This window comes from Rickettsia endosymbiont of Ixodes pacificus, assembly GCF_000965155.1.
Lineage (GTDB): Bacteria > Pseudomonadota > Alphaproteobacteria > Rickettsiales > Rickettsiaceae > Rickettsia > Rickettsia tamurae.
The window spans coordinates 1,031,054-1,044,425 of sequence record NZ_LAOP01000001.1 but is presented as its reverse complement, the minus strand read 5'-3'; the positions used below and the strand labels follow the sequence as shown (position 1 = coordinate 1,044,425).

Here is a 13,372-nt window from a genome sequence, read left to right as displayed (position 1 = left end):
GAAAATATGTTTTTTTATTAGTTATTTCGGTATTATTCATTATTTCTCTTATATATTCTTTTTTAGTACAATTTTGTATTTCTTCAAAATTATTAGAAGGTAAAGCTGATTTTATATAAATTTTTGCTACATCTTCCTTTCCTAGTAACCTTTCTAATGCATATTTTACAGCATGAGGATAACCATTAAATGATGCTATAGCTATTTTATGACCAGATAATATAATATTCTTAAAAAGGCGTGCTATTTGCTCTTCATTTTTCCAACCTAAATTTTCATTATCTAGGAACCTCTCCATCAGCTCTATAGAAAATTTTTGCTCAAGCCTAGCTATTTCCTTAGCACGTTCACTATCTGATCTAAAAAAGCGATTTTGTATATTACGTACTATTAAACCTCCTAACCTCTCCCCGATATAATTATGCGAATGTCCAACTAAAGTATTGTCAAAATCAAATATAAATAAAGCTGTATTATCGTTCATTAATTTCTCTTATTTTAAAGTTTAAAAATTCTTAGTAATTTTTATTCTGAGGTTAAATCAATTTCTTTTTCAAGAACTTTATTCCAATTTTTGGTATTTTAGTGTATAATATGGAAGACTATTGTACACTTGTGAGAATTTTTAAAGATGACATCTATTCGTAATATAGCAATTATTGCCCACGTTGATCATGGGAAAACTACGCTTGTTGATAACATGCTTAAACAAAGCGGAACATTTAGAGCTAACCAAGCAGTAGCCGAGCGTGCTATGGACTCTAACGATCTTGAGCGTGAACGCGGTATTACCATACTAGCCAAATGCACTGCTTTTATGTGGAACGATATCCGTATTAATATCGTCGATACGCCGGGACATGCTGATTTTGGCGGTGAAGTAGAACGCATATTAAGCATGGTTGACGGTGTTGTGTTACTTGTCGACGCTTCTGAAGGACCGATGCCGCAAACAAAATTTGTGCTTTCTAAAGCGTTAAATCGCGGCTTAAAACCTATTGTCGTTATTAATAAAATAGATAGGGATGACCAAAGAATTAAAGAAGTTATCGACGAAGTATTCGAGCTATTTGTAGCGTTAGAGGCCAATAACGATCAGCTTGACTTCCCTATAGTTTATGCATCAGGTAGAGCAGGGAGAGCATCTTTAAACTTTGATGATAAAATTAATCCTTTAGACAATTTAGCAGATGATTTAGCACCGCTTTTCGACCTTATAGTAACACATGTACCTACGCCCGCAGCCGATGATAAAGCCCCATTTTCTATGCTTGTTACTACTAGAGAATATAATTCTTTCTTCGGTAGGGTTTTAACGGGACGTGTACAAAGCGGCACTGTTAAAATCAACCAAAACGTAAAAGTATTAAATCGTGAGAATAAAGTACTTGAAACTGGACGTATCACTAAAATATTAGCATTTAGAGGCTTAGAAAGAATAGCTATAGACGAGGCTACAGCCGGTGATATTATTGCCGTAGCAGGCGTTGAAAATGCCAACGTTGCCGATACTATATGTTCACCTGAAGTAACTGAGGCCGTACCGTCTCTACCTATCGATCCGCCGACTTTATCCATGACTTTTAGCGTTAATGACTCACCGCTTGCAGGAAGCGAAGGGACAAAAGTAACATCGAGCTTGATTGGAGCTAGGTTAATGCGTGAGCTTGAGAGTAACGTTGCATTAAAAGTTACCGAAGCAGCTGAAAAAAATGCTTTCCAAGTTGCAGGACGAGGAGAATTACAGCTTGGTATCTTAATCGAAACTATGCGTCGTGAAGGATTTGAGTTATCTATCAGTAGACCGGAAGTATTATTCCAAACCGATGAGAAAGGTAATAAGCAAGAGCCAATGGAAGAAATTCAAGTTGACGTTGATGACGATTATGTTGGAGTAGTCATAAAATCTTTAGCACTTAGAAAAGCCGAAATGACTGATATGAGACCGTCAGGCGGAGGTAAAAGCCGTGTTACGTTTATTGGACCGTCTAGAGGATTAATCGGCTATCACAGCCAATTTCTAACCGAAACACGTGGTACAGGAATTATGAACCGTATTTTTCACGGATACGCTGATTATAAAGGAAATATCGAGGGAAGACGTAACGGCGTGCTTATCTCTAACGGTGACGGGGCAGCTGTCGCATATGCTCTATGGAATCTAGAAGAAAGGGGGAAAATGTTTATAAACCCTAGCGATAAAGTATATAGAGGTATGATTATCGGCGAACATAATCGTGATAATGATTTAGAGGTAAACCCACTAAAAGCGAAGCAATTAAGCAATGTTAGAGCAGCAGGTAAAGACGAAGCTATAAGGCTAACTCCGCTGATGCTTTTAACGTTAGAGCAGGCAATCAGCTATATACAGGATGACGAGCGAGTTGAAGTAACACCGAAATCTATTCGTCTACGTAAAGCTATGCTTGACCCTAACGACCGTAAAAGAGCTGCAAAGTAAAGAATTTTAATGCTGCATTTTTAAATTTTTTCTGTTATTATTAAAATATACTAAAAATATCTAAAGGTTGTTATGAAAACAAATTATGTAGCTATAACTAACAGAGGACAGATAACAATTCCTATTTATATCAGGGAAAAATTAAATTTATCTACCGGCAGTAAGCTAGAAGTAATAATACAAGATAATTCTTTTGTGGTAATACCTATAAATAAATCTCTTAAAAACTTGAAGAATATTTTACCTAAACCGAAAAATACTCTTACAATAGAAGAAATGAACCAAATTATTAAAGGTTCATATGATAGGAATTGATACAAATATTTTGGTTCGTTACTTAACAGAAGATGATCTTGTACAAAGTGTTAAAGCTACAGAATTAATTAAAAAATACTTCGGTCAAGAAAATTCAATATTCATAAATAATATAGTTATATGTGAATTAGTTTGGGTATTAGAAAAAGGGTATAAATATTCAAAAGAACAAATAATTATGGTATTAAAAGAAATATTTAGCACAGTTGAATTTAGTTTTGAGAACCAACAAATCTTATGGCTATCTATTTTAGAGTATGAGACTCATAAGGCGGATTTTTCTGATATTTTAATAGGAAAGTTAAATATATTTAGCGGCTGTAATTACACTATTACTTTTGATAAAGCCGCTAGTCAACTAACAATGTTTAGATATTGTTTATAATATTTAAATTTGCTATTTTTCTTTTATAATATGGAATCAAACACTATAATAACAAACCTTTTTAACGGCTTCTATTACATCGATCTCGCTCGGCAAAGCTAATTTTTCTAAATTAACGGCATAAGGAAGAGGAACATCTTTGCCGCTGACAATCTCTATCGGAGCATCTAAATAATCAAATGCTTCTTTCATAACAATAGAGGCTATACTTGCACCGACACCGGCAAAAAACCACCCTTCTTCGACTATAACTAAACGATTAGTTTTTTTCACCGATTCTATTATCGTCTCAGTATCAAGAGGCTTAATAGTACGTAAATCAATAACCTCGCAATCAATATTATCATTCTGCAAAATATTTGCAGCATCTAGGGCAAGTTTTACTTGAATTGAGAAAGTTACTATAGTGACGCTACTACCTTCTTTTAAAATTTTTGCCTGACCAAAGGGTATAGGCTCGATTGTTTCCGGTACGTCAAAACTATGACCGTATAAAATCTCATTTTCCAAAAAAATAACCGGATTATCGTCTCTAATAGCCGTGAGCATAAGCCCTTTATGATCTTCGGCACTATAAGGAGCTACTACTTTTAACCCTGGAATATGAGAATAACAAGCTGTATAATTTTGGCTATGCTGAGCTGCTACTCTACTTGCTGCTCCGTTTGGTCCTCTAAACACTATCGGACATTTTACCTGCCCGCCTGACATGTAATGCGTTTTTGCAGCAGAATTAACTATATGATCGAATGCTTGCATAGCAAAGTTAAAGGTCATAAACTCCACGATTGGGCGAAGTCCTGCAAAAGCTGCCCCGACTGCAAGCCCTGCAAAACCATACTCCGTTATTGGCGTGTCAATTACTCTCTTAGGACCAAACTGCTCTAATAATCCTTGCGTTACCTTATAAGCTCCTTGATATTCTGCAACTTCCTCACCTATGACAAAAACCTTGTCGTCTCCTATCATCTCTTCTTGCATCGCATCACGCAATGCTTCACGTACCGTTATTTGCATTTTTCTTTTTATTTGATTAAATGTTCTATGTCATTCCTATAGTACTTATGTCATTCCCGCGAAAGCGGGAATCCAGAAAAAAATTAAAAAAGACTGGATGCCGTGGTCAAGCCACGGTACGACAAATATTCGTATACAACTCCCTCTCATCAGGTAGCGGTGAATTTTCTGAGAATTCTACTGCTTCTTTCACAATTTCTTTTACCGACTGTTCTATTTCTTTTAAATCTGCTTCGGTTGCATATTTATTGTCGAATATCGTTTTTCTTATTATTACCAACGGATCACGCTCTTTATATTGCTCAACTTCTTCTTTACTGCGATATTTTGCCGGATCGGACATCGAATGCCCACGATAACGATAAGTTTTCACCTCTAATATCAGCGGAAAGCTATTTTCTCTAACATACTCGGCTGCTTGCTTAGAACCGTCATACATTTCTTCAAAATCCATACCATCTAGCTGAAATCCTTTAATCCCAAACGATTCCCCTTTCTTATATAAATCACGCATAAAGGTAGAACGTGCTACAGACGTCCCCATCGAATATTCGTTATTTTCAATAATATAAACTACAGGTAAACCCCATAAAGCAGCCATATTAAAGGCTTCATATACTTGACCTTGATTAACCGCACCATCACCTAAAAAAGTAAAGCAAATATTATTCGTACCATTATATTTCTCGGCAAAAGCAAGCCCTGTACCTATCGGTACTTGAGCTCCGACTATACCGTGTCCACCGTAAAATTTGTTCGGTACGTCAAATAAATGCATCGAACCGCCCTTACCTTTCGAGCAGCCTGTAGCTCGTCCCATAAGCTCGGCAAGAACGTATTTAGGCTCTGTTCCCGCTAAAATAATATGAGCATGGTCACGATAGCTAGTAATTGTACTATCTCCTTTTTGTTTAACCATATCTACCGCAGAAATTACTGCTTCCTGCCCGATATATAAATGACAAAAACCGCCTATTTCTCCCATACCGTATAGCTGCCCGCATTTTTCTTCAAAACGACGCAGTAGGAGCATATCTTTAACGCTTTTTATATATTCTTCTTTTGTCGGCTTATATTTTCCTAACTTAATATCCACTAATTACTCCTTAAGACTATTGTCATCCCGTGGCTTGACCACGGGATCCAGGCTTTTTAAATTTTTTTCTGGATTCCCACTTTCGCGGGAATGACATAAAACTAAAAATCATCAAAATTAAAATTCACAAAATACGGTACATGATCCGAAGGTGGCGGCCAATCACGTGCTTCTGGTAGTAAATGCATAGAAAATAATGCATCTTTTAAATTATCGCTAACCCAAATATGATCAAGCCTTCTACCTCTGTTAGATTTTTTCCAATCTATATTTCTATAGCTCCACCAAGTATAAAACTTTTCGTCAAACGGAACAAAATGCCTACTACTATCGATAAAACCTAACGAGTTTTGTAGCTCTACCAATAACGAGCGTTCAATATCGGTATGGCTGATAACATTTCGCAGCTGCTTACTAGACCATACATCATGTTCATGCGGAGCAATGTTCAAGTCCCCGACAATAATAATTTTATCGTTTTTAGTACGGTTAGTAGTTAACCATTCCTGCATTAACCTTACATATTCGAGCTTATGCTTAAATTTTGTATTTACCTCGATATCAGGTACATCACCACCGGCAGGAACATAAAAATTATGTATTTCTATATCATTAACTATAGCGGCTATATGCCTTTTATCACTATTATATAACTCCAATGAAAAAGCATTATTCAAAGGAAATTTTGAAATAATAGCAACACCGTTATATGATTTCTGCCCTGCATATATTACATGTTCATAGCCTATATTTTTAATAACTTCAAGAGGAAATAATGAATCAGCTACCTTTGTTTCTTGAAGTAAAATAATATCCGGCTGATGTTCATGTGCTAATTTTCTTAATAAATCGATCCGTAAACGCAATGAATTGATATTCCAAGTAACTATCTTCATTAGACTTCTTGTATAACCTCCTTCTAAAGGTAATTTGTATGTCAATCCGGTACTCGAATCCTCACGTACTAAGTGTACGCTGCGGTGCTGCGTTCCGTGTTTCCTTCAAATTCCTCTTTATAAGATAGGTTATACAAGAAGTCTATTTAATTTTTTATAGCTGCTCCTATTATTGCATCTCTGAAATAAATTATTCCAAGTTGATTTAAAGGATTTTTCATGTCAATTTTATCTTTTTCTTCTTCAGGAATTTTAATCATAGTATTACTTAACATAGCAAAATAAAGATTATCAGGCAAAACATATCCTGCTTCACTTTGTATTCCAAGGGCTTTTCCCGTATAATGAATCATTAAATGCTTAGAATCAAGATCAGTAAGGAAAATACCGTAACCCATATAAGACTTACGCCCTTCTATATCTTTTGCTAAAAAATACTTAGTAGTCATAAGTTTATACGACTTCTTAGAAAGAATTTTCCCCTCATTCAATGCCCTATACCATTTAATAAGATCAACCGGTGTTGATATTATACCGCCGTCAGCACAAGGAACTGCTAAAAAATCAGCAGTTACAGGAGTAAATATAGGTTTATTACTATTATTAGGCGTTAAAAAATATCTTACCGGATAATTAGAACTAATAACATTTTTTTGAATTCTAGCGGCTTCACTATATGAAGCAAAACTAGTAGATTTCATATTAAGAGGTTTAAAAAATTCATCATAAAAAAAGTTAGCTAAATCTTTTTTAGCCACCTTTTCGATAATCATACCAAGTATAACAAAATTAGTATTACTATATTTAAATTTTTTCCCTATAGATATTTCTAAAGGCTTAGAAGAAACAAATTGTAATATTTTCTTATGAATCTCTTTCTTAGGCATATTTAAATCAAGTTTAACAAAACTAAAATATTCAGCAATACCGCTACTATGCGTTAATAAATTATGGATAGATATTTTATATGCCCAATCCGGCACTTTTCCTCCCCACATTTCCGGATCAAGATATTTATAGATTTTATCGTTAATATTTAATAATTCCTGCTCTTGTAATTTTAAAATTCCTGCAGCTGTAAAAGGCTTTGTAGCAGAAGCAATAGGCATCATTTCATTTGCTTTTAATTGCTCACCGTTTAAAGCAAAGATTCCTTTAGCACCGGTTAATAAAGTTTTATAATCATCGGCAAACATAAAAACGGCATTTAAAAATCTATTACTTATATATTCTTTTTCTGCTTCATTGATTCTTTGCTGTATATCTGCAAAACAATCAACACAATTAGTAATTAAAAAAAGCAGCAATAAAAAATATCTACGAATCATAACTTCAACACTCCACAAACTTATCAGTAGACGTCTTACATAACGCAGCTAATAAAGAGGAATTTGAAGGAGACACGGAACGTAGAACCGCAGCGTACACTTAGTACGTGAGGATTCGAGTACCGGATCGACGTACAAATTACCTTTAGAAGCAAGTTATGTAAGACGTCTAGTAAAATAAAACGGTAATTTTGCTTCTAACTTAATCTCTTTACCAAAAATTTTTTCAGATAAACATATATTATTAGCATGCAAGAACATATATTTACTATACGGCATTATTTCTTTATTACCATATTTATCATCTCCAAGTATCGGGCAACCTAATAATTTAGAATGCAACCTTAATTGATGCATTCTACCTGTAACCGGCGTAAATTCAATTAAAAATAAGTTATTATCAAGCGATTTAAGTAATTTATAATAAGTAATGGCAAGTTTACCATTTTCACTATCAATATCAGTAATTTTAGGTGTACTTCCTTTACTCTTTTCTATATTACTTCTAACTTCGCCTACATTTTTAATTGGCTTTCCATAGGTTACAGCAAAATATGTTTTTACAACCAATTTTTCTTTAAAAGCATCATGAAGTTTTACACTACTTAAATAATTTTTGGCTATTAAGAGTAAACCGCTTGTTTCTTTATCTAACCTATGTACTAGCTTAAAATCAGCACCTTTATAATTCAAATATTTTAATGCAGAGTCAATAGATAATTTTATTTTACTGCCACCTTGAGTAGCAAGACCTGCAGGTTTATTTATAGCTATTAAATTATCATCTTCATATATCAGATAATCGGTAGTAATTTTCTTCGCTAGCTTAATTTCAGCATCGGTAAAAACTAATTTTTCGGGTTGCTTAACAGATAAATTAAACTTATCGTTAATAAAAATTTTATCGCCGCCCTTTACTCTTAAACTCGCTTCTACTTTCTGAGAATTAACGGTAATTTGTTTTTGACGTAATGCTTTCTCTATTACTCCTTGAGTCAATAACGGATATAGACGTTTTAAATATTTATCTAATCTAGAAGAAATAGGAGTATTGACATCGATGATCATTTAGAGCTTTTTATTGTGTTATTGCATGGCATTGGCACTATTGCATGGATCGAAAAACCTACTCGATGTCATCCCCGCGTAGGCGGGGATCCAGAAAAATAACTTCAAATATCGATATAGAAGTTATTTATTCAAAAAATAAACCTATAAAAACAAGTTTTTTATAGGTTTTACTAGATTCCCGCCTACGCGGGAATGACATAAAACGATCCGCACAATAACGCCGACCATACGCATCAAGTTAAGCCATAATTGTTAATAATTTTAGTGTATTTAAGGAAGATAATCTGGTTTTACGATATTTATCTTTCAAAGAAAATCTCCCCCAATCTATAATTAATTTCTTAAGGAACTGCTTTAAATCATTAAGACGTCCAGTAATAGACAGGAATAATTCTCTTGACCTTTTCTGTAGTTCAATAAATGCTTTGGTTAAACTAATTTCTCTATCATTTGCTAATTCTACACAATTCGATAATCCATGAAAAATAAGCACACTACATAATTTACCATATAATTCACACAAAACTCTTGCAGGTTTACTTCTCCCTTTAAGATTTTCAATTTTTGCATGACTTTTATATAATTTAAATAATAATTCAATTTGCCATCTTGCTCGATAAATTATCATTATATGCTCAGCATTAACCATATCCTCTGATATATTAGTGATAAATATTGACCAATCTAGTAATCTCTGGTTTCTTGAAGAAGATTTATATTTATGAGACTTAGCTAATAAATTAGCCTTCCTTCTTCTACCAATAGCCTGTTCATCAGTCAATTTATGACATATAATCCGTAGCTTAACTTTTGCTTGTTTACCTAAAAGTACATCTTTTGATAAAAAGAATTTATTATCTAATAGGTTTAATAAATCAATTTTTTCCTCAGTGATAGGGTCATATATATTAGTATCTGCTTTATAACGACTAATAAAATATGCACCAAGTTCGATAATTTGAATAAATGAAGCTGGGACAAAATAACCTAAATCAGATATTAATAAGTCCTTAGTAGATATGTTTGATAAATGTTCTCTATATCCTTGATCAGCCCTTATACCTTATCCGCCATATTGGCAGGTAGAATAATATGGCTACTATCCAATAATTTAACGCTATTAAATTGCTGCAAAATGTTGCATGCTGCAAAATGTTGCAATCAAGCGGCATAGTATTTCTAAATAATTTCAAGCATTGTTCATACATTGACTGCATAAATTTTACTGCTACCTCAGTAAACCTAAAGTCTAAGCCTTGGGCAGAAATATCTATAGTTTCTTCACTTAAAAAGTTACGCATTCCATCAAGACTACAATTACTATCGCTCATATTACCAAACACTATAGCTTTTAGAAAAGCTGAACCAGTTATTTTTCGTTGTCTCTTAATAAATCCTGTTGTAATGGATAAATTATTGGCTGTCTCTCCAAAAAACTCTTGGCATAGTTTTGCTAAGTTTACTATTTTCCCCATAGGATAAATTCTCACAATTTAGTTGTTAATCTTGCAAAAATTTATACCATATATTAGCTTCTTTTTAATTCATAATTTACTACCGTAATACCAGTATAACCTACTTGCTTTTCTTAACTTGATGCGTATGCTATCTCCAACTGTCTATTTACTTCATCAATTGACTCTAGAATTATCGATATTAATGAATCATACGGAATAATTTGCTTAGGATTTATTACTCCTGTTTTTTCTAATCTTTTATATATTATCTTCTAACCTTAAAGTAGCATGCCCTTTATATTTACCTTTTTTCAGAATTATCAAAATATCGGTATCGCTATGGTAACCGTTAGGTAGATCACGTACCCAATCGCCTCTTGCAAAAGAGCCGTACAAGATAATCATAGCGATTTTATCTTGTGCAATATCTAAAATTTGCTGCACTATAAAATTAAGCCTAGCTTGGATTTTTAGAGAACGTTCGGGTAAAGTGGCTTTCATCTACTCATTTGCACCATGACAATATTTATATTTCTTGCCTGAACCGCACGGACATAGCTCATTACGAGATACCCTACCCCAACTAGTAGGATCTTCAGGGTTTCTATCTTTTGGGTCAATGCGTGATACGACGGGTTTAAGGTCAGTCTCAAGGCTACTTCCTGCATTATATTTACTAAATGCCGGATCTTCCCGACTCTCACGCATACTTTTCTGAAGTTTTTTATGCTCAAGCAAAACATCTTCTTTTTGAACATGTTTTAAGTCGATATGGAAGTGATATACTGTTTGAATAAATAATTCTTTTAAATTATTAAGCATCTGCTCGAATAAGTTAAATGCTTCTCTTTTATACTCGCTAAGAGGGTCTTTTTGAGCATAAGCTCGAAGCGATATGCCTTGTCTTAAATGATCTAAGCTATATAAATGATCTTTCCAAACTTGATCAAGGGTAGTTAGTAAAATATATTTCACGGCATTATGCATTAACTCGCTACTATAGGCTTCTTCTTTTGACTTATATATATCATGAGCCATTTGTATAACGGTCTTCGTGATTTCTTCTTCCGTTACATCATTTTTACTTACTAAATTATGATCAAATTTTATAGAAAAAACACGATGTAATTCTACGCTTAAATTTTCTATATCCCAATCTTCTCTATAAGAGCCTACCGGCATGAAAGTTAATACTATCTTTTTGGCGAGTTCCTCAGTAGTACTATTTAAGAAACCGTGACTATCTTTAGATTTAATAATTTCAGTACGTTGCTCGTATATTATCTTACGTTGGTCATTCATTACATCATCAAAACGTAATAAATTTTTACGCATCTCGTAGTTATGTCCTTCAACTTTTTGCTGAGCTTTCTCAAGTGAACGACTAATCATCGGATGGTGGATAGCCTCTCCGTCTTTCAATCCAAGTGTTCTAAGAACTCCTGATATACGATCTGATGCAAAAATACGCATTAAATCGTCATCAAGCGATAGGAAAAACTTAGTTTTACCAGGGTCACCTTGTCTACCTGATCTTCCTCTTAGTTGATTATCTATCCTACGGCTTTCATGCCTTTCCGTACCTATCACAAATAAGCCGCCTGCTTCAATAACCTGCTTCTTTTCTTCGGCAATTTGAGCTTTTATTTCAGCTATTTTAGCTTCATAATTATGTTCTTTATCCAACTGCTCTATTAACATTTCAGGATTACCACCAAGCATAATATCAGTGCCTCGCCCTGCCATATTAGTTGCAATCGTTACTGCCTTAAACCTACCTGCTTGAGCAATAATAAAAGCTTCCTGCTCATGAAATTTGGCGTTTAATACTTTATGAGGGATTTTTTCTTTATTTAAAACGCTTGAAAGTTCTTCTGACTTTTCTATGCTTATCGTACCGACAAGTATAGGCTGACCACGATCGTAACAATCCTTAATCAGTTTTAAGATAGCATCATATTTTTCTTTTTTACTACCGTAAATCTCGTCATCAAGGTCAAGCCTTGTGACTTTATTATGGGTTGGGACTGCGACCACATCGAGATTATATATGTCTTTTAGTTCGGGTGCTTCGGTCATAGCCGTACCGGTCATACCCGATAATTTAGGATAATTACGGAAATAATTTTGGAAAGTAATGGATGCAAGAGTTTGGTTTTCATTTTGAATTTTCACATTTTCTTTTGCTTCTAATGCTTGATGTAGGCCTTCTGAATATCTACGCCCTTCCATTACACGACCGGTAAACTCATCAATAATCATTACTTTACCTTCACGCACCAAATAATCTACATCAACAGTAAACATATTATGAGCTCTTAAGGCTTGGTTAACATAATGTACTAAAGTTAAATTCTCAAAATCATATAAACCGGTATCAGGTTTTATAATATTTTCTTTACTTAAAAGCGATTCTATATGCGTAATGCCGGTTTCCGTTAAATTGATAGTTTTTAATTTTTCGTCTTTTTCAAAATCACTTGCATTAAGCAGGCGTACAATTTTATCAATTTTACCGTATAATTCTGAATTATCATTAACCGGACCTGAGATAACTAGCGGAGTTCTTGCTTCATCTATCAAAATCGAATCAACCTCATCGATGATAGCAAAATTAAAAGGACGAAGTACTCGCTCTTGCAAACTATACTTCATATTATCCCTTAAATAGTCAAAACCGAGTTCATTATTTGTTGCATGGGTAATATCGGCATTATAGGCAGCTCGTTTTGCTTCATCAGGCATACCGGCAACAATACATCCAACCGATAAACCTAAAAAATTGTAAATTTTACCCATGGAAGCAGAATCACGGCTTACCAAATAATCATTCACGGTTACAACATGTACGCCTTTTCCAGTTAAAGCATTTAAGTAAGCAGGAAGCGTTGCAACTAAGGTCTTACCCTCACCGGTACGCATTTCGGTAATCATGCCTCTATGTAATATAAGACCACCTATAAGCTGAACGTCAAAATGACGCATACCGCAAACTCTTCTAGCCGCTTCCCTAACTACCGCAAACGCCTCATATACTATATCGTCTAAAGTTGCTCCGTTTTTAAGCTTTTCTTTAAACTCTACAGTTTTATTCTTCAACTCCTCGTCTGATAATTTTTGTATAGCAGGCTCAAGCGAGTTAATTTTTGTAATTTCGGAAAATAGTTTTTTTACAGTACGATCATTTGCAGTACCGAAAAGTTTTTTTAAAATAGAAAGCATTAAAGTCCTTATGTTTTAGTACTTGAAAATATAGGTATATTTTATAAAATTATCAAATGTTATAATTTTATTTAAATGAATAATTTTTTATTGAAAGGCATTTTTTTACTACAAATATTTGTAA

Annotated in this window: 10 protein-coding genes and 5 pseudogenes; 5 read left to right on the top strand and 10 right to left on the bottom strand. The window is 33.9% G+C overall.

Annotated features, from left to right (window positions below; translation table 11 throughout):
- Positions 1-259 precede the first annotated feature (259 nt).
- Positions 260-484 (bottom strand): annotated as a pseudogene (locus REIP_RS13470) (hypothetical protein); the annotation flags it as partial.
- A gap of 147 nt (positions 485-631) precedes the next feature.
- Between REIP_RS13470 and typA the strand changes: the two are divergent.
- The 3 genes from typA to REIP_RS05560 all read left to right on the top strand — a co-directional run bounded on the left by typA (position 632) and on the right by REIP_RS05560 (position 3,161).
- Positions 632-2,461 (top strand): translational GTPase TypA, encoded by a 1,830-nt coding sequence (typA, locus tag REIP_RS05570; protein ID WP_045804024.1) that lies wholly within the window; start codon positions 632-634, stop codon positions 2,459-2,461.
- 72 nt (positions 2,462-2,533) lie between these two features.
- Positions 2,534-2,776, top strand: coding sequence for an AbrB/MazE/SpoVT family DNA-binding domain-containing protein (locus tag REIP_RS05565; RefSeq protein ID WP_008580286.1), 243 nt, complete (start codon positions 2,534-2,536; stop codon positions 2,774-2,776).
- On the top strand, positions 2,763-3,161 hold the full coding sequence (locus REIP_RS05560; RefSeq protein ID WP_008580287.1) for a PIN domain-containing protein: 399 nt from the start codon (positions 2,763-2,765) through the stop codon (positions 3,159-3,161). Before REIP_RS05565 ends, REIP_RS05560 begins: the two co-directional genes overlap by 14 nt.
- Before the next feature lie 36 nt (positions 3,162-3,197).
- Here the strand turns inward: REIP_RS05560 and REIP_RS05555 are convergent, their stop codons facing one another.
- The 5 genes and pseudogenes from REIP_RS05555 to REIP_RS05540 all read right to left on the bottom strand — a co-directional run bounded on the left by REIP_RS05555 (position 3,198) and on the right by REIP_RS05540 (position 7,498).
- Positions 3,198-4,178 carry a pyruvate dehydrogenase complex E1 component subunit beta gene (locus REIP_RS05555; protein WP_045804023.1) on the bottom strand — a complete coding sequence of 327 codons (981 nt, stop codon included), beginning with the start codon at positions 4,176-4,178 and terminating at the stop codon, positions 3,198-3,200.
- Positions 4,179-4,284: 106 nt separating this feature from the next.
- Positions 4,285-5,274: a pyruvate dehydrogenase (acetyl-transferring) E1 component subunit alpha gene (pdhA, locus tag REIP_RS05550; RefSeq protein WP_045804022.1), complete on the bottom strand. Its 990-nt coding sequence runs from the start codon at positions 5,272-5,274 to the stop codon at positions 4,285-4,287.
- A gap of 101 nt (positions 5,275-5,375) precedes the next feature.
- The gene (xth, locus tag REIP_RS05545) at positions 5,376-6,170 is read right to left on the bottom strand and encodes an exodeoxyribonuclease III (protein WP_045804021.1); all 795 of its coding nucleotides are present in this window, start codon (positions 6,168-6,170) and stop codon (positions 5,376-5,378) included.
- A pseudogene (locus REIP_RS13700) lies at positions 6,147-6,316 on the bottom strand (palindromic element RPE1 domain-containing protein); the annotation flags it as partial. The pseudogene REIP_RS13700 and the gene xth, both read right to left, overlap by 24 nt.
- On the bottom strand, positions 6,317-7,498 hold the full coding sequence (locus tag REIP_RS05540) for a serine hydrolase domain-containing protein (RefSeq protein ID WP_045804020.1): 1,182 nt from the start codon (positions 7,496-7,498) through the stop codon (positions 6,317-6,319). It abuts the pseudogene before it with no gap.
- Between the two features lie 44 nt (positions 7,499-7,542).
- On the opposite strand from REIP_RS05540, the pseudogene REIP_RS09745 reads away from it, so the two are divergent.
- A pseudogene (locus REIP_RS09745) lies at positions 7,543-7,673 on the top strand (palindromic element RPE1 domain-containing protein); the annotation flags it as partial.
- Here REIP_RS09745 and REIP_RS05535 read toward each other — a convergent pair.
- Entirely contained in the window at positions 7,655-8,566 is a 912-nt protein-coding gene (locus REIP_RS05535; protein ID WP_045804019.1) for an RluA family pseudouridine synthase, read from the bottom strand. The pseudogene REIP_RS09745 and the gene REIP_RS05535 overlap by 19 nt on opposite strands.
- Positions 8,567-8,610: 44 nt before the next feature.
- Here REIP_RS05535 and REIP_RS13230 point away from each other — a divergent pair, with 44 nt between their 5' ends.
- The gene (locus REIP_RS13230; RefSeq protein WP_269429014.1) at positions 8,611-8,733 is read left to right on the top strand and encodes a hypothetical protein; all 123 of its coding nucleotides are present in this window, start codon (positions 8,611-8,613) and stop codon (positions 8,731-8,733) included.
- A 74-nt stretch (positions 8,734-8,807) separates the two neighbouring features.
- Here the strand turns inward: REIP_RS13230 and REIP_RS05530 are convergent.
- The 3 genes and pseudogenes from REIP_RS05530 to secA form a co-directional block, all read right to left on the bottom strand.
- Positions 8,808-10,044 (bottom strand): annotated as a pseudogene (locus REIP_RS05530) (IS4 family transposase).
- A gap of 134 nt (positions 10,045-10,178) precedes the next feature.
- A pseudogene (locus tag REIP_RS05525) lies at positions 10,179-10,527 on the bottom strand (nucleotidyltransferase domain-containing protein); the annotation flags it as partial.
- On the bottom strand, positions 10,528-13,248 hold the full coding sequence (gene secA / locus REIP_RS05520) for a preprotein translocase subunit SecA (protein ID WP_045804017.1): 2,721 nt from the start codon (positions 13,246-13,248) through the stop codon (positions 10,528-10,530). It abuts the pseudogene before it with no gap.
- Between the last annotated feature and the right edge of the window lie 124 nt (positions 13,249-13,372).